Annotated in this window: 20 protein-coding genes; 11 read left to right on the top strand and 9 right to left on the bottom strand. The window is 71.2% G+C overall.

Going from position 1 to position 20,617, the window contains the following annotated elements; translation table 11 throughout:
- On the bottom strand, window positions 1–663 hold a 663-nt coding region (locus tag ACK4HH_RS08990), incomplete at its 3' end, for a PfkB family carbohydrate kinase (protein WP_409650901.1).
- Window positions 664–715: 52 nt separating this feature from the next.
- On the opposite strand from ACK4HH_RS08990, the gene ACK4HH_RS08995 reads away from it, so the two are divergent.
- Window positions 716–1,534, top strand: a complete 819-nt coding sequence (locus ACK4HH_RS08995; protein ID WP_409650903.1) for a carbon-nitrogen hydrolase family protein — start codon at window positions 716–718, stop codon at window positions 1,532–1,534.
- Here ACK4HH_RS08995 and ACK4HH_RS09000 read toward each other — a convergent pair.
- Both ACK4HH_RS09000 and ACK4HH_RS09005 read right to left on the bottom strand, forming a co-directional pair.
- The gene (locus tag ACK4HH_RS09000) at window positions 1,531–2,718 is read right to left on the bottom strand and encodes an aminotransferase class I/II-fold pyridoxal phosphate-dependent enzyme (protein WP_409650905.1); all 1,188 of its coding nucleotides are present in this window, start codon (window positions 2,716–2,718) and stop codon (window positions 1,531–1,533) included. The genes ACK4HH_RS08995 and ACK4HH_RS09000 overlap by 4 nt on opposite strands.
- A 40-nt stretch (window positions 2,719–2,758) precedes the next feature.
- Window positions 2,759–3,406 (bottom strand): TetR/AcrR family transcriptional regulator, encoded by a 648-nt coding sequence (locus ACK4HH_RS09005; RefSeq protein WP_409650907.1) that lies wholly within the window; start codon window positions 3,404–3,406, stop codon window positions 2,759–2,761.
- Between the two features lie 133 nt (window positions 3,407–3,539).
- Here ACK4HH_RS09005 and ACK4HH_RS09010 point away from each other — a divergent pair, with 133 nt between their 5' ends.
- The 4 genes from ACK4HH_RS09010 to ACK4HH_RS09025 all read left to right on the top strand — a co-directional run bounded on the left by ACK4HH_RS09010 (window position 3,540) and on the right by ACK4HH_RS09025 (window position 7,487).
- Window positions 3,540–4,118 (top strand): hypothetical protein, encoded by a 579-nt coding sequence (locus tag ACK4HH_RS09010; protein ID WP_409650909.1) that lies wholly within the window; start codon window positions 3,540–3,542, stop codon window positions 4,116–4,118.
- An 89-nt stretch (window positions 4,119–4,207) separates the two neighbouring features.
- Window positions 4,208–4,921, top strand: coding sequence for a hypothetical protein (locus ACK4HH_RS09015; RefSeq protein WP_409650911.1), 714 nt, complete (start codon window positions 4,208–4,210; stop codon window positions 4,919–4,921).
- A gap of 121 nt (window positions 4,922–5,042) precedes the next feature.
- The gene (locus ACK4HH_RS09020; RefSeq protein WP_409650913.1) at window positions 5,043–6,398 is read left to right on the top strand and encodes a S1C family serine protease; all 1,356 of its coding nucleotides are present in this window, start codon (window positions 5,043–5,045) and stop codon (window positions 6,396–6,398) included.
- A gap of 39 nt (window positions 6,399–6,437) precedes the next feature.
- Window positions 6,438–7,487 carry a glycosyltransferase family 2 protein gene (locus tag ACK4HH_RS09025; protein WP_409650915.1) on the top strand — a complete coding sequence of 350 codons (1,050 nt, stop codon included), beginning with the start codon at window positions 6,438–6,440 and terminating at the stop codon, window positions 7,485–7,487.
- A gap of 6 nt (window positions 7,488–7,493) precedes the next feature.
- Here the strand turns inward: ACK4HH_RS09025 and ACK4HH_RS09030 are convergent, their stop codons facing one another.
- On the bottom strand, window positions 7,494–10,313 hold the full coding sequence (locus ACK4HH_RS09030) for a CDP-glycerol glycerophosphotransferase family protein (RefSeq protein ID WP_409650917.1): 2,820 nt from the start codon (window positions 10,311–10,313) through the stop codon (window positions 7,494–7,496).
- A 165-nt stretch (window positions 10,314–10,478) separates the two neighbouring features.
- Here ACK4HH_RS09030 and ACK4HH_RS09035 point away from each other — a divergent pair, with 165 nt between their 5' ends.
- Window positions 10,479–11,777 (top strand): CDP-glycerol glycerophosphotransferase family protein, encoded by a 1,299-nt coding sequence (locus ACK4HH_RS09035; RefSeq protein ID WP_409650919.1) that lies wholly within the window; start codon window positions 10,479–10,481, stop codon window positions 11,775–11,777.
- Here the strand turns inward: ACK4HH_RS09035 and ACK4HH_RS09040 are convergent.
- The 4 genes from ACK4HH_RS09040 to ACK4HH_RS09055 all read right to left on the bottom strand — a co-directional run bounded on the left by ACK4HH_RS09040 (window position 11,713) and on the right by ACK4HH_RS09055 (window position 14,958).
- Window positions 11,713–12,564 (bottom strand): hypothetical protein, encoded by an 852-nt coding sequence (locus ACK4HH_RS09040; protein WP_409650921.1) that lies wholly within the window; start codon window positions 12,562–12,564, stop codon window positions 11,713–11,715. The two genes, ACK4HH_RS09035 and ACK4HH_RS09040, sit on opposite strands and share 65 nt — an antisense overlap.
- Before the next feature lie 62 nt (window positions 12,565–12,626).
- A complete protein-coding gene (locus ACK4HH_RS09045) occupies window positions 12,627–13,376 on the bottom strand; it encodes an ABC transporter ATP-binding protein (RefSeq protein ID WP_409650923.1) in 750 nt (249 codons plus the stop codon).
- The gene (locus ACK4HH_RS09050) at window positions 13,376–14,173 is read right to left on the bottom strand and encodes an ABC transporter permease (protein ID WP_409650925.1); all 798 of its coding nucleotides are present in this window, start codon (window positions 14,171–14,173) and stop codon (window positions 13,376–13,378) included. Before ACK4HH_RS09050 ends, ACK4HH_RS09045 begins: the two co-directional genes overlap by 1 nt.
- 92 nt (window positions 14,174–14,265) lie before the next feature.
- Complete coding sequence (locus ACK4HH_RS09055; RefSeq protein ID WP_409650927.1) at window positions 14,266–14,958, bottom strand: NTP transferase domain-containing protein; 693 nt, start codon at window positions 14,956–14,958, stop codon at window positions 14,266–14,268.
- Between the two features lie 182 nt (window positions 14,959–15,140).
- On the opposite strand from ACK4HH_RS09055, the gene ACK4HH_RS09060 reads away from it, so the two are divergent.
- The 5 genes from ACK4HH_RS09060 (at window position 15,141) to ftsY (ending at window position 19,985) form a co-directional block, all read left to right on the top strand.
- Window positions 15,141–16,010: an ABC transporter ATP-binding protein gene (locus ACK4HH_RS09060; protein WP_409650929.1), complete on the top strand. Its 870-nt coding sequence runs from the start codon at window positions 15,141–15,143 to the stop codon at window positions 16,008–16,010.
- Entirely contained in the window at window positions 15,986–17,533 is a 1,548-nt protein-coding gene (locus ACK4HH_RS09065; protein WP_409650931.1) for a hypothetical protein, read from the top strand. Before ACK4HH_RS09060 ends, ACK4HH_RS09065 begins: the two co-directional genes overlap by 25 nt.
- Window positions 17,534–17,600: 67 nt before the next feature.
- Entirely contained in the window at window positions 17,601–17,879 is a 279-nt protein-coding gene (locus tag ACK4HH_RS09070) for a DUF3039 domain-containing protein (protein ID WP_409650932.1), read from the top strand.
- A 319-nt stretch (window positions 17,880–18,198) separates the two neighbouring features.
- A complete protein-coding gene (locus tag ACK4HH_RS09075) occupies window positions 18,199–18,981 on the top strand; it encodes a hypothetical protein (RefSeq protein WP_409650934.1) in 783 nt (260 codons plus the stop codon).
- Window positions 18,982–19,115: 134 nt separating this feature from the next.
- Window positions 19,116–19,985, top strand: a complete 870-nt coding sequence (gene ftsY / locus ACK4HH_RS09080; protein ID WP_409650936.1) for a signal recognition particle-docking protein FtsY — start codon at window positions 19,116–19,118, stop codon at window positions 19,983–19,985.
- Between the two features lie 87 nt (window positions 19,986–20,072).
- On the opposite strand, the gene ACK4HH_RS09085 is transcribed toward ftsY, so the two are convergent.
- Window positions 20,073–20,582, bottom strand: coding sequence for a gamma carbonic anhydrase family protein (locus ACK4HH_RS09085; protein WP_409650939.1), 510 nt, complete (start codon window positions 20,580–20,582; stop codon window positions 20,073–20,075).
- Window positions 20,583–20,617 lie beyond the last annotated feature (35 nt).

Genomic DNA, 20,617 nt, shown 5'->3' on the forward strand with positions numbered 1-20,617 from the left:
CGTGATGACCACGCTGCGGCAGCGGTCGAGCAACGCCGTCGCCGCGGTCGCCGCCTCGGCGGGCGTGCCGATCGTGAGGCCCGTCAGGTCGTGCGCCTCGGCCTCGTTGACGATGAGCGGGTCGCACAGGGCGAGCAGCGCATCCGGAACCTCACGGCTGGGGGAGAGGTTGAGCACCGTGCGCCCGCCGAGCTCGTCGATCGTCTCGGCCGCCGTCACGACCGCCGCGAGCGGGATCTCGAGCTGCGCGAGCAGCACGGTGCCTCGCCCGGCGATCGCGCGGATGCCGGCCTCGACCTCGTGGGCGTTGACGCGTGCGTTCGCTCCCGCCGCGACCACGATCGTGTTCTCGCCGTCGCGCGAGACGGTGATGAGGGCGATGCCCGTGGGAGCGTCGTCGACGACCGCGACGCTCGAGACGTCGACACCGCCCGCGCCCAAGGCGTCGAGCATCGAGCGGCCGTTGCCGTCGTCGCCGACCGCGCCGAGGAACACGGGCATCGCGCCGGCGCGCGCCGCCGCGAGCGCCTGGTTCGCGCCCTTGCCGCCCGTCGCGATGACGAGCTCGTCGCCCAGCAGCGTCTCGCCCGGCAGCGGGTGCCGGTCGACGAGCACGGTGTAGTCGGTGTTGGCCGACCCGAGAACGATGAGCGAAGCGGTCATGCCTCCATCGTGGCAGAGCGCCCGGGCCGGGCACCCGCCTAGGCTGGCAATCGTGAGCACCGCATCCGTCGCCGCGTCTATCGCCGTCGCCCAGTTCGGGCCTGTCGCCGACCGCGCCGCGAACCTGACCGCGATGCGCAGCCTTGCGCTGCACGCCGTCGAGCAAGGCGCGGGTCTCGTCGTGTTCCCCGAGTACTCGTCGTACTTCTCGCCCACGATGGGCCCCGACTGGCTCGCCGCCGCCGAACCGCTCGACGGCACCTTCGTCGAGGGCCTCGGCGATCTCGCGAGCGAGACGGGGGCGATCCTTGTCGCCGGGCTCATCGAGGTCGGCGCGACCAGAACCGACCGCTTTCGCAACACCGTCGTCGCCGTCGCGCCCGGCGGCGCGCTGCTCGCTGTCTCGCGCAAGTTGCACCTCTACGACGCGTTCGGCGCGACCGAGTCGGCGTGGGCCGAGGCGGGCGCGCTCGAGCCGCCGCAGCTGTTCGATGCGGTGGGGCTGCGCGTGGGCATCCAGACCTGTTACGACCTGCGGTTTCCCGAAGTGACCCGCCGCCTCGTCGACGCGGGCGCCGAGCTCGTGCTCGTACCGAGCGAGTGGGTCGCCGGCCTCGGCAAGGTGCACGCCTGGACGACTCTGCTCACCGCGCGGGCGATCGAGAACACCATGTACGTCGCGGCCGCCGACCACACTCCGCCCATCGGCGTCGGTCACAGCATGATCATCGACGCCCGCGGCGAGGTGCTCGCCTCGATCGAGACGGCGACGGATGCGGTGGTCGCCCCGGTCTCGCGCGATCACCTCGACGAGGTGCGCCGCATCAATCCCGCCCTGCAGCTGCGCCGGTTCGGAGTCGTGCCCCTCTAGCGGCGCAGCCCCTGCAGCCGCCGCACGCCCTCGGCGATCACGGCGTCGGGCTTGCAGAACGCGAAGCGCAGGGCGCTCGCGCTGACCGCGCTGCCGAAGGCGCTCAGCGGAATGGCCACGACGCCCGGATCGACCGCGAGGGCGCGAGCGCTCTCGGCGGCATCGCCGAGGCCGAGCGCAGCGCCGTCGACGACGATGAAGTACGAGCCCGCGGTCGGGGCGATCGTGAAGCCCGCGTCGACGAGCCCGGTTGCGAGCAGGTCGCGCCGGCGCTGCATCGTCGACCGCAGCCCGTCGAAGAAGTCGTCATCGAGCCGCAGGCCGCGGGCCACCGCGCCCTGGAAGGGTGCTCCGTTGACGTAGGTGAGCCACTGCTTCACGCCGAGCACGGCCTCGATGAGCGCGGCGGGGCCGGTGACCCAGCCGATCTTCCACCCGGTCACGCTAAAGGTCTTCGCGGCGCTCGACACCGTGAGCGTGCGCTCGGCCGCCCCGGCGAACGACGCCGTCGGCCGATGGCGTGCTCCGTCGTAGACGAGGTGCTCGTAGACCTCGTCGCTCACGATCACGGCGTCGTGGCGCACGGCCGCGGCCACGATGCGCTCGACATGCTCGGGGGCGAGGATCGACCCGGTGGGGTTGTGCGGCGAATTGAGCACGATCACGCGCGTTCGGTCGGTGATCGCCGCGTCGATCGCCGCGGCGCTCGGCTGAAAGCCGGGCTCGCTCAGCGGGATGGTCACGTGCCGCGCCCCGCTTAGCCCGATGACGGCCGCGTAGGCGTCGTAGAACGGCTCGAGCGTCACGACCTCGTCGCCCGGGCCGGCCAGGGCGAGAAGGCTCGCGGCGATGGCTTCGGTCGCCCCCGCCGTGACGAGCACCTGCGTCGCCGGGTCGAGCGACAAGCCGTAGAAGCGCTGCTGGTGCTCGGCGATCGCTGCCCGCAGCTCGGCCGTGCCGCGCCCCGGCGGGTACTGGTTGACGCCCGCGCGGATCGCCTCGACGGCGGCCTCGAGCACGACACTCGGTCCGTCGTCGTCAGGAAAGGCCTGCCCCAGGTTGACGGCGTCGTGCTCGAGCGCAAGCGCCGACATCTCGGCGAAGATCGTGGGGCGCACCGTGCCGTCGGCACCGATGAGGCCGGCCGAGCGCGCAGTGCGCATCCACGGGGCGTCGGTGCTCACGGGGCCAGCGTACCGGCGGCCGTCGACCGATCGAACGGGCTCAGTCGTCTTCGCGCGGCACGGTGAGCTTTGTCGCCCAGTCGAAGAACACGGCCTTGCCCGGCGAGGTGTCGACCACGTCGGTGTCGACGCCGCGCGACAGCAGAGTGGCGAGACCCTCGATGATGATGCCGAGATCGTCGTGCGGCGCCGTCAGGGCGAGCCCGGCCGAGCAGGCCGAGAGCACGCTCGACACCGTGCGGGCATCCACGTCGTCGCGCACCATGCCGGCCGCCTGCAATGCCTCGATGAGCTCGCCGCGAATGCCGATCGTGGGTGTGTAGGCGAAGCTGTGCGAGTTGCGCATGATCGAGTTGAGCGCTTCGCGGTCGATCACGAACAGTGTCTTCGCCAGGGGGCGCTCGTAGACCGCGCTGAGAATGTAGGTGTACATGCGCGAGAGCAGGCCGCCGCGCGGGTCGCGATCGATGTTCTGCACGATGAGCCCGTACATGCCCTGAAACTCGCGGTTGAGCATGGCGACCATCGCGTCGTTCGCGGTCGGGAACATCTCGGCGACCTCGTCGAGCGTCGTGCCGCAGCGCGAAGCGATCGAGGCGAGCGTGACGGCTGCGTAGCCGTCGTTCATGATGATGTCGCCGGCGGCATCGAGGATGGCCGTGACATCGGTCACAGGGGGCTGCGTCATTCGGGAGCCCTCGGGATCGGTGGTCGTCGGTCTCTCTGCGAGTCTATGTGGCGGACAGACGAATCTGTGTACCCCCTTCGGGGCCCACGCTCGGCAGCGTCGATGTGGAGAAACGGCACGGGATGCGGCGCGCATGCCTACCGTGACGGGCATGATCCGACGCCTCGCCCTCGTCGCGCTGCCGCTCGCCCTCGTCGCCGGCGCCCTGACTGCCTGCACCGAGTCGACCCGCATCCCGCCCGCCGAGCCGACCGCCGACGTCGCGCCGCTCTTCGCGACGGACGAGGAGGCCCTCGCCGCGGCGACGGCGGCGTACGAGGAGTTTCTTCGAGTGTCGAGCATGATCCTCCAAGATGGCGGCGCTGATCCTGAACGCTTGCGCCCGCTCGTGTCTGATGAAGTGTTCGAGTCCGAAGCGGAGGGCTTCGAGGTCTTCGCTACCAACGGCTATAGAGCCATCGGCGAATCGACGCTGGTGGATGTCCGCCTCCAGCAGCACATCAGTGGAGCACCAGGGTCGGCAGAAGTTCAGATCTACGCGTGCGTATTTGTCGGCGATGTCGAGGTCGTCGACGAGTCCGGAGCCAACGTCGTCAGCAGTGACCGCGTGGACTACTTGGCATATGAGGCAATTCTTGTTTCAGAGCCGGCGGGCAACTTGATCGTCGAGGACGAATTGACCTGGCCCGTTGGTGACCTATGCGACGCCTAACACTCCTTGTCGTGATGGTCTTGGGATTGAGCATTGCGGGACCTTCGGCTCCAGCATTCGCTGCAGACTCCTGCGACAAAGGGTCGGCGGTGCTCGGCGGGTGCCCCGACGTGCGCGGCGAGGTCGGCGACGGGGCGGCGATCATCGATGGAGAGCTCACCAACGGCGGCGGCCCAGGCTCGGGCAGCGGGGGTGGGGGAGGCGGAGCATCCGGACCCCCCGGATCGGTCGAGATGCCGATGCCCTGCGACGAGGTCTTTGCCGGCTACTGCTACGGCGAGGGCCAGCCGAAGCCCGTCGACGCCGAGCCGGGCGTGCCCGCCGTGACCTGGAGCGACATCGCGATCTTCCGCCCGCGACCCCCGACGCAGTTCATGCAGCCGGACGGCTGGATGGTCGTCGGGTTGCCCACGAACTTCGTGGCCCGCACCGAGCCGCACATCGTGTCGGGCACGCTGCTCGGCGCCCCGGCCGACGTGCGTTTCACTCCCGTCGGCTATCGCTGGAGGTACGGCGACGGATCAGCGGTGCGGCGCACGACCACCGGAGCGACGTGGGCGGCGCTGGGGCTGCGCGAGTTCGACGCGACACCCACGAGCCATGTGTACGACGCGCCGGGCACCTACGTCATCGAGCTCGACGTCGAGTTCACTGCTGAGTACCGCTTCGCGGGCGGGGCGTGGCGGTCGCTCGCGGGGGTCATCGTGCTGCCCGCCAACGACCTGATCGCGACCGCGGGAGACGCGGTGACGGTGCTCGTCGATCGCGACTGCACGGAAGGGGCGGTAGGCCCCGGCTGCTGAACGCCGAGTCGGCGACCGACCGAGAGAGGCTTGGGCGAAGCGTCGGGCCGCGCTCAGGCGGGGCAAATAGAATGCACAGGTTTGCGGAGGACGCTGACAGCGCCGAAAGGAGCACCTCCCGATGACCACCACGCCTGAGAACCACGAGGCCCCCGAGACCACCCCGCTCGACAGCGCGCCCGCGCCCGAGCCGGCAGCGGCACAGGCCGAGCCAGCGGCCCCGCATGCGGAGCCCGCGCCGCCCGCGCCGAGCCCGCAGGCCGCCGCCCCGCGCGCCAAGAGCTCGATGGCTCCGCTGCTCGGCATGCTCACCGTCGGCGCCCTCATCGGCGGGGTCGCGGGCGGCGGAGTCGTCGCGGCCGTGCTCGCGAGCGACGCCGCGCCCGTCGTCGGCACCCCCGCCGCGCCGACCTCGATCACCGTCAACGACCCCGACGACGCCACGCTCGTCACGGGCGTCGTCGCCAAGGCCATGCCGGCCGTCGTGACCCTCACGGTCGCGGGCGGCGGGTCGTCGGGCAACGGCTCAGGCGTGATCCTGAGCGACGACGGCTACGTGCTGACCAACAACCACGTCGCGACGCTCGAAGGCGCCACGAGCAGCCCGAGCATTCGCGTCACCCTCGCCGACGGCCGCATCTTCGATGCCGAGCTCGTCGGCAGCGACCCCATCGCCGACCTCGCGGTCGTCAAGCTCGAGGGTGCCGAAGGCCTGCCGACCATCGAGTTCGCCGACTCCGACGCGCTCAACGTGGGCGACCGCACGGTCGTCATCGGCGCGCCGCTCGGTCTCGCCGGCTCGGTGTCGAACGGCATCGTCTCGGCGCTCAACCGCTCGATCACGGTGCGCTCATCGGCCGTGCCCGACCAGCAGGTCGAGCAGCAGCCCGACGACAGCACCGATGCCCCCTTCGACTTCTGGGACTTCGACGTTCCGGGCGCCGAGGGCACCGACCCGCGGCCCATCTCGAGCGGCACGGTCTCGCTGCCCGTGATCCAGACCGACGCGGCGATCAACCCCGGCAACTCGGGCGGTGCCCTGCTCGACGACGAGGGCCGACTGATCGGCATCGTCGTCGCCATCGCGACGGCGGGCGGCAGCGGCGGCCAGTCGGGCAGCATCGGCGTCGGCTTCTCGATTCCGTCGAACTTCGCCCAGCGCGTCGCCACCGAGCTCATCGAGAACGGCACGGCCTCGCACGGCCTGCTCGGCGCGACCGTCACCGACTCGATCAACGACGCCGAGAGCACCGTCGTGGGCGCCCTCATCGACAGCGTCGTGCCGGGGGGTGCCGCCGAGCAGGCGGGCCTGCGCTCGGGCGACGTCATCACCGTCTTCAACGGCGTGCCGATCGCCGGCAGCGTCGACCTCACCGCGCAGGTGCGCGTGCTGCCCGCGGGCGCGAGCGCGACCCTCACCTACGTGCGGGGCGGCTCGGCGCAAGACGTCACGGTCTCGCTCGGCGAGCTGCAGTAGCGCCCCGGCCCATACCTGCCAGGCGCTAGCCTCGCAGGTATGGGCCAGCCTGCACCGACGCACCCCGGCGTCAGCTTCGTCATGCCGGTGTACAACGAGGCGGCCTACATCGACGACGCGATCGCCAGCGTGCTCGCCCAGCAGTACACCGGCGAGCGCGAGCTCGTCGTCGTGCTCGGCCCCTCGACCGATGGCACGACCGAACGGGTGCAGGCGCGGGCGGTGCAGGATGCCCGCATCCGCATCGTCGAGAACCCCCAGCTGTCGATTCCGCTGGGCCTCAATCTCGGCATCCGTGCCGCTGCCCACGACGTGATCGTGCGGGTCGACGCGCACACCGAGCTCGAACCGCACTACACGGCGACAGGGGTCGCGACACTGCTGCGCACCGGTGCCGCGAGCGTCGGCGGCCTCATGGTCGCCACGGGTCGGGGGCGGCTGCAGTCTGCGGTCGCGCGGGCCTACAACCACCGCCTCGGGCTGGGGGGCGGCGCGTACCATGGCGCAGCATCCGAGGGCCCCGCCGAGAGCGCGTACCTGGGCATCATGCGGCGCGAGGCGCTCGTGGCGGTGGGGCTCTACGACGAAGGGCTCAAGCGCGGCGAAGACTGGGAGCTCAACCTGCGCCTGCGCGACGCCGGGCACCTGGTGTGGCTCGACCCGGCGCTGCGCGTGACCTACTGGCCGCGATCGACCTGGGCGAGGCTCGCCCGCCAGTTTCGTGCCACCGGCATCTGGCGCGGCGAGCTCGTTCGGCGGCTCGGCGGGCGCAACCCGGTGCGCTACTTCGCCCCGCCCGCCCTCGTCGTCTCGCTCGCGCTCAGCGCCGTGCTGCTGGTGCTGCAGCTGACGGGCATCGTCGCGGGCCTGCCGAGCTTGCTGCTGTCGGTCGTGCACCTCGGCCCCGCGCTTTACCTGCTCGTGCTGCTCGCCCTGCTCGTGGTGCCGTCGAGCGGGCAGCGGTTCGCCGACCGTCTCACGTTCGCGGGAGTCATCGCCGTCATGCACTTGAGCTGGGGCACGGGGTTCGTGCGCGGCTTCGTGCTCGGCGCGCGCGACGCCGTCGACACCTCGCGCATCGAGTCGTAGGGCGGGTCAGCCCCCCTCGAGCTTCCCCTCGGCGATGATGCGCGCGACCACCCGCTCGGCGGCCCGACCGTCGTCGAGCGCCGTGAAGCGCTGCCGCCAGGCCGCGAGCGCGGGGGATTGCGCCGCCGTATCCGGCGCGGCGGCACGCCGGGCGAGTTCGGCGATGAGCCCCGCGCGACTGTCGGTCACCGGCACGGGTGCCTCGGCGAGCAGGTCGAAGTAGAAGCCGCGCAGCTCGCGCTCGTAGTGCTCGCGGTCGGGCGCGAAGAGCACGAGCGGCGTATCGGTGGCCGTGATGTCGAACATGAGCGAGCTGTAGTCGGTCACGACGACGTCGGCGGCCAGCAGCAGCTCGGCCATGTCGGGGTAGGTCGTCACATCGATGAGACCGTCGACGGCGAGGTTGCGACCGTGCCGCAGCGTGCGGCTGTGCCCGCGCACGAGCACGACGTGCTCGCCGGGCAGTTCGGCGAGCGCGCTCGGCAGGCTCGGCAGGTCGAGGTAGTCGACGATCTCGCGGGCATCGTCGCGCCACGTCGGCGCGTAGAGCACGGCGCGCTGCTCGGGCCGCAGCCCCAGGCGCGCACGCACCGCCCGGCGCATCGCCGGGTCTGCCCAGACCAGCACGTCGTTGCGCGGGTAGCCCTCCACCCACAGCGCACCCCGGAACGCGTAGGCGCGGCGCAGAATCTTCGCCGCGTAGTCGTTCTGCGCCAGCAGCACCGTCCACCGGCGGCTCTCGCGACGCACGGCGATGCGCGTGCGCAGGCCCACGCCCTCGCGGTCGAGCGCGAGCCGCTTGAGCATCGTGCCATGCCAGGTCTGCAGCACGGTCTGGTGGGGGCGAGGCATCCACCGCTTGCGCAGCCAGTCGTTCACGACGAGCAGGCGGGCATCGGCTCGCACGCGCCACCACTCGGCCGAGCCTTCAACGATCGCGATTGCGCCCTCCGGCACGGCGATCGAGCGGTCGACGACCGACCAGTAGCGGGTGACATCGGGACGCACGCGCGCGAGTTCGCGGTCGATCGCGAGCGGGTTGCACGCGACCGTCTGGCTGTAGAAGCTCTCGAAGAACACTGCGTTCTCAGGGGTTGCCGGGCGGCGGCGGTACTCGGCTTCGAGGCGCTTCTGGGCGGATGCTCCGCGCTCGTCGTCGGCCAGTGGGGCCGCGACGCGCAGCACGAGGGTGCCCGCGTCGGCGCGCAGCTCGGCCCGCAGCAGCGGCGAGCGGAACCCGGGGTCGAGCTCGGCCGCCACCACCGCGCGTGCGCTCGCGTTCACGTCGCCCTCGAGGGTCACCTCGAGCCGGTAGTCGTCGCTGCGCGGCGGCAGCCCCTCGGCCCCCCAGCGGTCGTCGAACAGCGAGGCGCCCGCCGTGAACTCGTCGCGCGCCTGCGAGACGTCGAGCTCGATCGTCTGCCGCGGGCCCACGAGTGCGAGGTGCGCGATGCGGGCGGGTGCGGTGCCGCGCAGGCTGACGGCGTGATCGTCGAGCTCGGCGGCGGTGATGACGAGGCGTCGCCGGGCGGCCGGGGGCGCAAGGACGGCGGGCGCGGTCGGTGCCTCGCCGAGCAGCCCGAGCACGGCGTCGAGCACGCGGTCGGTCGCGCGCCCGTCGAGGTGGTCGACGACCTCGTCGCGCAGCCAGGTGGCGTGCGCGAGCGCCTCCGCACGCGCCGGGCCGTCGACGAGCACGGCGTCGAGCCGGTCGAGCGTCTCGGCCCAGGTGCGCGCGGGCTCGCCGCCGCTGAACGTGCGGTAGGGCTGGTACAGCCCGCGGGTCGCGAGGTACTGCGCCAGGTCGGGAGCGAAGAACACGCTCGGCACCCCGGCGATGGCGGCGTCGAACGCGATCGAGCTGTAGTCGGTGACGAGGGCGTCGAGCGCCGGCAGCGCTGGGGTCACGTCGGTCAGGGCATCGCGGCCGAGCAGGTGGATGCGGGCCGAGCCCGCGGCGCCCTCCGCGTACGAGCCCGCGCCGAGCGGGTGCGAGCGGATCAGCAGCGTCGCGCCCGCGCGGTCGGCCCAGGCGGAGATCGCCTGCCACTCGGCGGGTGTCGGGATCGCGGCATCCACCGCCCCGTCGCGCCAGGTGGGGGCGTAGAGCACGACCGGGCCGGCATCCGGGAGCGGGGCCCCGCCCGCGGCGACGAGCGCCGCCGATACGAGTGCGCGCGCCGTCGAGCGCCGGGCCTCGGGCGTGCCCGCGAGCAGCACGTCGTCGCGCGGGTCGCCCGTCACGATGACGCGGTCGGCCGGCAGCCCGAACGCCGAGCGGATGCGCGCCGCCACGAGCTCGGACGCCACGGGGAACAGCGCGATCTGCGCCCCCGCCCGCCGGTACAGCCCCGCCATGAGCCGGCCGACGCCCGGCAGCGAGCCGATGAGGGGCAGGCGCAGCGCGGCGCCCGTGTCGAGGTGCAGTCGCTTGAGCGGGATGCCGTGCCAGAGCTGCACCACGCGCGCGCCGCTCACCCCGAAGCGGTTGACGTCGCCGAACCCGTGCGTCACAACGACCACGCCGGCGCGCAGCGTCGCCCACAGGCCGCGCGATCCGCGCTTCGGCAGTGCCCGCAGGCCGCGCGCCCGCGCGGCGGCGAGCTCGGCGCGGTCGGAGGCCAGCCACGTGAGGTGGCGGTCGGGCTCGCGCTCGGCCGCGCGCTCGAGCAGCACGAGTGCCCCCTCGCCGAGCCCGATGCCCGATCCGAAGACCCAGCGGCGGGGGCTGCGCGGCACGAGCACGGCGGCGAGCGCCCCGAGCGCGTAGAGCGGGGCGCGGGCGAGAACGCGCGCGTTGCCGGCGCTGAACGTGAAGCGGGCCATCGCGCCCGATTCTGTCACGCCTGCCGTGTTCGCAACTCAGGCTGAGCGGCCGATTCGTGCGCGCGACGAACGGGCTCGGCCCGCTCAGCCTGAATTGCGAACAAGTGGATAACAGTGTGGTCGTTTGGCGGGTCGGCCCGGGCGCCCGCTGGGAGAATCGTGATCGTGAAGCTCATGAGCCAGTACAAGACCGCGCGCCGGATCGTGCGCGACCTGCTGCGCTCGCGCCGCAACCGCAACGCCCTCGCGGTGCGGCTCGAGACCGAGACGCCGCCGACCCCCGGCACGATCGAGATCGCGGTCTACTTCGCCGACACCCGTGTGAACCTGTACCAGATCCGGCAGTGGTACGCGCCACTCGCCGAGCTCGCGCGCGAGCATCCGGTCGCCATCATCAGCCGCAGCCCTGGAACGATGATGACCCTGCTCGACGAGGCCCCCGTGCCCGCGGTCTACCTGCGCAAGGTCACCGACCTCGAGCGCTTCGTCGCCGAGCAGCCGCTGCGCATCGTGTTCTACGTCAACCAGAACACCAAGAACTTCCAGATGTTCCGCTACGGCCGCATGTGGCACGTCTTCATCAACCACGGCGAGTCCGACAAGATGTACATGACCACCAACCAGTACAAGGCCTACGACTACGCGTTCATCGCGGGCGACGCGGCGCGCGAGCGCCTGGCGCGCAAGCTCTGGGACTACGACCTCGACCGCAAGACGCTGCAGATCGGCCGCCCGCAGGCCGACCACTTCGCCGGCGAGACCCCCTACACGCCCGACGACCGCACCGTGGTGCTCTACGCGCCGACCTGGGAGGGCGACCGCCCCGCGGCGGCCTACGGCTCGATCGCGAGCCACGGCGAGGCCCTGGTGGATGCCCTGCTCGCGACCGGCCGCCACCGCGTGGTCTACCGCCCGCACCCGCGCAGCGGGGTGGTGAGCCGCGCGTACGGTGCGGCCAATCGGCGCATCATCGCGGCTCTGGAGCGCGCCAACGCCGCCGACCCCGCGGCCCAGCACGTGCACGACACCGGGTCGGCGCTGGGCTGGCAGCTCGCCGCCGCCGACGTGGCGATCACCGACATCTCGGCGATGGTCTACGACCGCCTCGCGACGGGTCGGCCCCTCATCATCGCGCGGCCGGCCTCGCCCGAGGCCGAGATCGACGACACGGGCTATCTGAGCGCGTGCGAGTGGGTGACGGCCGAGCAGGCCGCCGAGGTGGTGCCGCTGGTCGACCGGGTGCTCACGAGCACCGAGGCGCACGAGACCCTCACGCACTGGGTGACGCGCTACTTCGGCGACACGGCTCCGGGGGCGGCGACGGCGCGGTTCCACGCGGCGGTTGACGCGCTGTATGCCGAGTGGGATCGTGTGGCGGCCATCCACGCCCTCGATCCGATCACGTCGGAGTCGAACCCTTTCGACGACGAAGACGACGAGGACGAGGCTCCTTCGGGGGACTGACTGCGTCGAGCTCGGCGGGCCAGCGCGTCGGGGCCGGGCCGAACGCCTGCTGCGCCGTGCGCACGACTTTGCCGCCGATGATGCGGTTGCCCGCCCCGCCGATGACCGCTCCGATGCCGAAGGGCACGAGCCGCCCGGCCATGCTGCCGCCCTGCTTGACGGCCATGTTCTTCACGAGCTCGTCGCGCAGCCGCTTGTTGAGCAGGCCCACCAGGGCTTTGGGCATTCCGGCCGTGATCGATTCGCCCCAGTACTGCGTGCGGTCGGGACCCGAGCCGGTGGCCTGACCCACGAACTGCTGCACGAGGTCTTTGCCGGGCCCGCCGAGCATGAGGGCCATGACGAGGTTGTGGGCGCGCTCTTCGTCGTCGACGACGATGCCGTGGATCTCGGCGACCGACTGCGCGAAGAGCGCCGTCATCTCGAAGAAGGCCACGGTCTCGACGCCGATGACCGTCAGGCCCACGGCCGTGCCGACACCGGGGATGAGCGCGGCGGCGCCGCTGCCCGCGCCCGTGAGGGTGACGCTGTTGAGAAACCGGCGCTCGAGGATCATGATGACCTGCTCGGGCGTCGCCGCGGGGTACTGCCGCCGGATCGAGAGGATGTGCAGCAGCACGGCGGGCCGCTGCGCCGACATCGCCGCGCGCAGCCCGCGCACGAGCAGCGGGTCGACGGCGGGCGGCGCGATCGCGGTCGGCGGCGTCTCGAGCGCATCGTCGATCGGGATGCCCCGCAGAGGCTCGCGCTCGACGGCGCCGTCGTTCTCGCTCGGGATCAGGGTCACCGGGGTCCTCCTGCTGTCGCCGCCAGTCTACGAGCCGCCGCTGTGCGGGGGTCGGGTGCGGATCAGACCGCGGTACCGCCGTGGTCGCGGTTGTACGCCGCGAGCACCTCGCCGATCGGCGCGTCGAGCACGAGCGATCCGCCGTCGAGGTACAGGCCGCGCGTGCAGAAGCGCTTGAGGTCGCGCTCGTTGTGCGAGACGAAGAAGAGCGTGCGCCCGCCGGCGAGCAGCTCGTCGATGCGCTGGTAGCACTTATCGCGAAAACCCTTGTCGCCCACCGCGAGCACCTCGTCGACGAGCAGGATGGGCTCTTCGAGGCGCGAGATCACCGAGAACGCGAGCCGAACCTTCATGCCGCTCGAAAGGTGCTTGTAGGGGGTGCCGACGAAGTCGCGCAGCTCGGCGAAGTCGATGATCTCGTCGTAGCGCGCGTCGATCTCGGCCTTCGACATGCCGTGCAGCCCGGCCGTGAGGTAGAGGTTCTCGCGCACCGTGAGGTCGTCGACGAATCCGCCCGTGATCTCGATGAGCGGAGCGACCCCGCCGTGCACCTCGACGGTGCCCTCGTCGGGCAGCATGACGCCCGCGACGAGCTTGAGCAGCGTCGACTTGCCCTGGCCGTTGCGCCCGACGACGCCGATCGCCTCACCCGCCCGCACCTCGACGTCGACACCGCGCAGCGCCCAGAACTCGTCGGGGCGCGAGCGACGCTTCGAGCCCGCGAACAGGTCTTTGAACGACCGGCGGCCGCGGCGGTTGCGACGGAACCGGATGCCGGCGTCGGCGACGCGGATGACTGTCTCGGGTTGCATCAGACCTCCTTCAGCACAGCGCGCACCATGCGGCGGAAGACGAGGATGCCGATGCCGAGGATCGCGATGCTCATGGCGGCGGCGATGAGCACGGCGCGTGCATCCAGCTGATCGGGGAAGAAGCTCGCCCGGTAGAGCGAGATGATGCCCGCGAGCGGGTTGAACGATGCCCAGAGGTCGAGGCCCGCCGGCAGGTCGCCGAGCCCGTAGATGATGGGGGATGCGTAGAACAAGAACCGCAGGATGAGCTTGACGGCCCGCTCGAGGTCGCGGAAGAACACGACGAGCGGCGCGATGATGAGCCCGAGGCCCACGGTGAGCACGGCCTGCAGCGCGATCGCGAGCGGCAGCCACAGCACCCCCCATGTGGGCTGCGCGCCGAAGATGACGGCGAAGATGATGATGACGGGGATCGCCGCGATGAACTCGATGCCCTTCGAGAGCACGATGCGGTTGACCCAGACGGTGCGGGGGATGCGCGTGGACCGCACGAGCTTGGCGTCTTTGATGAACGCCCGCGTCGCGTCGCCGACGGCACCGTTGAACCACATCCACGGCAGCAGCCCCGCGAGCAGGAACACGATGTACGGGTCGTTGCCGATCGCGCGGTCGACGATCTGCGTGAAGACGAACCAGTAGATGACCGCCATGACGAGCGGGTCGAGCACCGACCAGAGGTAGCCGAGGGCCGAGGTCGAGTAGCGAACCTTGAGGTCGCGACTCGTCAGCAGCCACAGCGACTGGCGGTACACCTGCGCGGGGCTGCGCGGCGGGCGCGGCGGCAGGTCGGGGGTCACGAACGACAACGCTAGCGCCACGCGTCGCGCTTCGCCCGCGAATCAGGCGTCACGAAGTGCTCGAGCGACGGACGCCCGCGTGAGCTCGTGGCTCAGACGTGCAGGTTGGCGCGCTCGAGGTCTTCGGCGAAGTCGATCTCGACCGCATAGAGGTCGCTGATGTCGACGGGCTCGACCGTGATGCCGTCGTGCTCGATCGCGAGCTCGATGCCGCGCTCGAAGTAGTCCTGGTCGGCGCAGCGGGCGAGGTGGTGCATGAGCACGGCCTTGTCGCGGCTCGAGATGTAGTTGATGCCCACGGCCTCGCCGAGGCCGTCGGCCACCGTCTTCGAGAGCTTCTGGATGAAGCCCTCGGCGTCGACGGTGTACTTGACCTCTTCGTCGCTGACGGTCGAAGTGTTGACGCTCACGAACGAGCGGTCGGCGTGCACGAGGCCCGCGACGCGCACGAGAACCTGCGGGTCGAAGACGACGTCGCCGTTCATCCACAGCACGCCGTGCTTGCCGGTGGCCTTGAGGGCGCGCAGCAGGCTCTTCGAGGTGTTGGTCTGGTCGTACTGCTCGTTGTAGACGTACTCGACCTCGGGGAACGCGTCGATGATGTGCTCGAGCTTGTAGCCGACGACGGTCGTGATGGTCACGTCGGCGCCGAACGCGGCGGCGATGTTGTCGTGCTGCTGGCGCATGATGGTGCGCCCGTCGCTGAGCTCGGTGAGCGGCTTCGGAAGGTCGCGGCCGAGACGGCTGCCCATTCCGGCGGCGAGAATGACGACCTGAGTGGTCATGTGGTGGCTCCTGATGTGTCGTGTGAACGTTTGAGGGACACATCGTTGTGCCCGACCAGGTTAGCCGGGAGGCCTCCGACTCGTCATCTGCTGTTTACCCATTGTTTCCGAACTGTGACCCGGGCACCAGGGTCTGTGGCCGCGGGTCGAGGCGCGCTCACGCTGGTTGGTAGCGTGGTGTCGTGGAATCCTCGTCAGCGTCTCCGAAGCGAACGGGGAAGCCCGCTCGGCCGTCGAAGCCTGCCCGCCGGCCCACGGCCAAGCCGACCCCGCCCCGCCCCGCTTCGCCCGCGCCCGTCGTGCTCGAGGTCACCGGGCTGCGCAAGTCGTTCTCGTCGGCGCTCGCCGTCGACGACGTCGACCTCACGGTGCGGCGCGGATCCATCTTCGGCTTCGTCGGCCCGAACGGCGCTGGCAAGACCACGACGCTCTCGATGATCACGGGGCTGCTACGACCGGATGCCGGCACCGTGCTCGTGGCCGGCACCGACGTGTGGGCGGCACCCACCGCCGCCAAGCGAAAGATCGGCGTACTGCCCGACCGCATGCGCCTGTTCGACCGGCTCACGGGCGCCCAGATGCTCTACTACGCCGCCGTGCTGCACGGGCTCGACCGGTCGGCCGCGCGGTCGCGCAGCGACGACCTCGCCCTCGCCCTCGGCCTCGACGGCTCGCTCGACCGGCCCGTGCGCGACTACTCGGTCGGCATGATCAAGAAGATCTCGCTCGCCGCGGCGCTCATCCACTCGCCCTCGGTGCTCGTGCTCGACGAGCCCTTCGAGTCGGTCGACCCGGTCTCGACGGCGCAGGCCGTCGACCTGCTGCAGCGCTTCGCGGGGGCGGGCGGCACCGTCGTGCTCTCGAGCCACAACATGGACCTCGTCGAGCGCGTCTGCGACAGCGTGGCCGTGATCGTCGAGGGGCGCATCCTGGCCGCGGGCACCCTCGATCAGGTGCGCGACGGCGAGAGCCTCGAAGAGCGCTTCGTCGAGCTCGCGGGCGGACGCGTCGCGGTGGAGGGGCTGGAGTGGTTGACCACGTTCTCCGACTGAAGCTCGCGCTGCTCGGCTCGGCCTTCCGGCCCGGGGTGACGCTCGCGCGCACCCTCGCCGTCGTCGTGCTGGGGCTCGCGATCGGGATCGCGATCATCCTGCTCGCGGCCGAGGCCGACGTGCGCCTCGCGAGCCACCGCGCGGGCCTCGTGATCGTCGCGAGCGCCCTCTCGGTCGCCATCGCCGTCGCGCCGCTCAGTGCGGGCCTCGGCTCGGCGCTCGAGCCGCGGCGGTTCGCCTCGTACCCGCTTGAGCCGCGCCGGCTCGCCGTCACCCTCGCCGCCGCGGCCGCGGTCGGGCTGCCGGGGCTGCTCGCCGCCGCGCTCGGCATCGGCCTCGAGCTGGCCTGGTCGGGCACCGCGACGGCCGGCGCCGCGATCGCCGCGGGGGTGCTCGCGGCCGCCGCGATCATCCTCATGACCCAGTATCTCGTCGCGATCGGCGCCCAGCTGGCCGTGTCGCCCGCCGCGCGCCGGCTCGTCACGGCCGTGGCCCGCACCGTCATCGTCGTCGCCATCGCCGCGGCTGCGACGACAGTGCTCATCGTTCGCTCCGCGGCCGACGACGACGCCCTGGTCGCGATCGCCCGCACTCTCGCCAACACTCCGGTCGGCATGCTGTGGGCGGTGCCGGCGAGCGACACGGGCCCCTTGTTCGCGCGGCTGCTGGGCGGCGTGATCATGCTCGCCGTGCTCGCCTTCGGCTGGCTCTGGGTCGTGACCCGCCTGCTCGAAGCCCCGCAGCGCTCGCGCGACACCGCATCGGTGTCGGGTCTCGGCTGGTTCGACCTCGTTCCCGCGACCCCCTCGGGCGTCATCGCCGCCCGCAGCCTGCTCTACTGGACACGCGATTCGCGGTACCGCGCGGTGATCCTCGCGCTGCCCGTCGCGCCCATCATCATGATGCTCGCCTTCGCGATCGCCGGGGCTCCGCTGCCGCCCCTCTGGCTCGTGCCGCTGCCCGTGCTCGCGCTCTTCCTCGGCTGGTTCAGCCACAATGACGTCGCGTACGACCACACCGCGGTGTGGATGCATGTGGCAGCCCCCGTGCCGGGCGCCGCCGACCGCTGGGGGCGCTGCGTGCCCCCGCTGCTGCTCGGGGTTCCCCTCGTGCTCGTGCTCGCCCCGGTGCTCGCCCTGTGGTCGGGGGTCGACGGCGTGCTTGCCGCGCTCATCGGCATCAGCATCGGCCTGCTGCTGACCGGGCTCGGGGTGTCGAGCGTCAGCTCGGTTGTCGGCGCCTACCCCGCCGCCCGCCCCGGGGCCGGACCCTTCGACCAGCCACCCACGCTCGGTGCCCGCGCCGGCTGGTCGCAGTCGATGGCGCTGCTCGCGATCCTCGTCTTCATGGCCCCCTCGCTCGTCGTGGCGAGCTGGGGCTTCGCCGAGCCCTCGTGGTTCGCGGTCTCCGGCATCGCCGGGGCGGCGACGGGGTTCGGGATGCTGCTGCTGGGTATCGTCGCGGGCGGCCGGGCGTTCCGGCGCCGGGCTCCCGAGCTGCTCGATCTCGTGATGCGCACCTAGCAGCGCCGCGACGCTCGGCGGGCGCCTCGCCTCGTGCGAGCATCCACGCCGGTCGTAGACTGGCGGCATGGCGACACTGGACGAACCGGGCGGGGCGGGGCAGGGCGGGGGCACCGACGTGCTCGACCGCGAGCTCGAGAAGCTGCTGAACGAGGAGCAGCTGGAGGACGGCGACCACGAGCGCTTCTCGCACTACGTGCCCAAGAACAAGATCATCGAGTCGGCCCTCACCGGCAAGCCCGTGCGCGCGCTGTGCGGCAAGAAGTGGACCCCGGGGCGCGACCCCGAGAAGTTCCCGATCTGCCCCGACTGCCAGAAGATCTACGAGCGCATGCGCGACGAGTAGCCCCGACTTTCTCCAGATCTGGGGCGTAAGGGCGCTATTCCCTCACAGTTCAGGCTCCTTGGGGTAAATCTGACCGAGTTCGAGGCCCTCCGGCGTGAGGCCCCGCGTGCACGGGATTCTCTCGGACATGTCCAGAGCCCCGAACCCGCTCCCGTTCGTTGTCCTCGGCGAGTCGCTCTCGACTGCTGAAGCGATTCGTCTCGGTGTACCTCCCGATCGACTGCGCCGAGCGGATGTTCACCATCCGTTCCGAGGAGTCGCGACTTTCTCCGTTCCTCCACAGACACCGGCTGACCGCGCATGGGCCTATGCGCAGGTCATGCAGCAGCCGGCGTGGTTCTCGAACACGACTGCGGCGGGGCTCCGGGGGCTTCCGCTTCCGCGTGCGGTCGAGAACGGCCCCCTGCATGTCACGGTCCCGCGCGGTGCGCACACGCCTCGCGCTCAGGGCATCATCGGGCACCAGCGCGATATCGCAGAACCCGCCTACGAGCAGTTGCTAGTGCCTTGCTCGACGGGAGAGCTCGTGCCTCTACCGGTGGCGACGATTGGCGCGACGCTGCTGACGGCGGCGACCGATCTCGAGTTGCCTGATCTCGTCGCCCTTGTCGACGCGGCGCGCTTCTCCGACGAACTCGCGACCCTCGCCGACATTGACAGGATGCTCGCGCGTAGCGCCCGTCGCGCCGGCGCCGCAGCTCTTCGTCGGGCGGTTGATCGTTCTCGGCCCGGCGTCCGTTCCCGACCAGAGTCGCACCTCAGGCTGCTACTGACCCAAGCCGGCTTCCCCGAGCCAGAGGTAGCGCCCGAGGTCTCGACGCCGCTCGGGCTGCTCCACCCCGACCTTGCGTGGCCGTTCTATCGAGTGCTCATTGAGTACGAAGGTGACGGTCACCGCACCGACAATCGGGTGTTTGCGCGCGATCTGCGTCGCTTCGATGCGTTCACCGACGCCGAGTGGAGCGCAATCCGGTGCTCGCGGGAGGACCTGTACTCGGACCCGAGTCGAGTGCTCGGCTCTGTCGCGCGGCGCTTGCGCGCGCGCGGCTGGCGCACGCGGACGCGGCTGCGGTTGGCCATCCCGCCCATGGCGAGGCCTTGAGAACCGCGTTTGCCCAACCTGACGCGGTGGGCCCCAGATTCTCCCCTTCTCGGCGAAACTGCTCCACCGATACGCCCGTTTGCCCCAGATCTGACGAAAGTGGCGCGAGGGGTGCACACGACTAGGCTGGAGGCATGGCTGAAGGGTGGAGGCTGGGCGGCGCGCTGCGCGGCCTGTTCACGAGCCCGACCATCGATGACGACACCTGGGACGACCTCGAGACCGCGCTGCTCGGCGCGGATTTCGGCCCCGACATCACCGAGTCGCTGCTCGACGAGCTGCGCGCCAAGGTCGCCAAGTACAAGACGACCGACCCGCGCGATCTCACGCGCATGCTGCGCGAGGCCCTCGAAGAGCGGCTCGCCGCGCACGACCCGACTCTGACGCTCAGCAACCGCCCCGCCGTCGTGCTCGTGGTCGGCGTCAACGGGGTCGGCAAGACGACGACGATCGGCAAGTTCGCGAAGTTCTTGACCGGATACGGGCGCACGGTTGTCGTCGGCGCTGCCGACACGTTCCGCGCCGCGGCGGTCGACCAGCTCGCGACCTGGGCCGGGCGCGCAGGAGCGCAGGTCGTGCGCCCCCAGCACCCGGGGCAAGACCCCGCGAGCGTCGCCTACCAGACGGTGCAGTTCGCGATCGACAACGGCATCGAGATCGCCATCATCGACACCGCCGGGCGGCTGCAGACGAAGTCGGGCCTCATGGATGAACTGGGCAAGGTCACGCGCGTCATCGAGAAGCTCGCGCCGATCGCCGAGGTGCTGCTGGTGCTCGACGGCACGACGGGTCAGAACGGTCTCGCACAGGCCGAGGCGTTCATCGAGAGCGCGGGGGTGACGGGGCTCGTCGTCACGAAGCTCGACGGCTCGGCCAAGGGCGGCTTCGTGCTGCGCGTGCAGCAGCAGACGGGCATCCCGATCAAGCTCATCGGGCAGGGCGAGGGCATCGGCGACCTGACGGGCTTCACGCCGCACGTCTTCGCCGCGAGCCTCGTCCCCTGACCACGCTTCAGGTGCCAGATCTGGGCCACAGCGGCGTATCAGCGTCGACCTAGCGCCGTTCTGCCCCAGATCTGGGGCCGAGAGCGGCTAGTCGAGGGCGGCGTGCTCGGCGGCGAGCATGCGGTACGTCTCGGCGTTGCGGCGGATGCCCGCCACCTCGTCGTCGGTCAGCTCGCGCCGCACCTTCGCCGGCACGCCGGCGACGAGCGACCGGGGCGGCACGATCGTGCCCTCCAGCACGACGGCGCCCGCGGCGACGAGCGACTCGCGCCCGATGACGGCGCCGTTGAGCACGGTCGCGCTCATGCCGATGAGGCAGTCGTCCTCGATCGTGCAGCCGTGCAGCATCGCCGCGTGCCCGACGCTGACCCCGCGGCCGACGATCGTGGGCTTGCCCGGGTCGCCGTGCACGGTCACGTTGTCTTGCAGGTTCGAGCCCTCGCCGAGCTCGATGGCGTCGCGGTCGCCGCGCAGCACGGATCCGTAGAACACCGAGGCGCGCGGGTGGATGCGCACCTGGCCGATGAGGGTGGCGTTCGGGGCGACCCAGGCCTGCGCATCCACCTGGGGTTCATGACCGAAGATCGCACGACGCATGGTTCCTCCTCGAAAGCCGGTGGGCCCAGTCAACC

Source organism: Microcella sp. (assembly GCF_046296455.1).
In the GTDB taxonomy this organism is placed as follows: Bacteria; Actinomycetota; Actinomycetes; order Actinomycetales; family Microbacteriaceae; genus Microcella.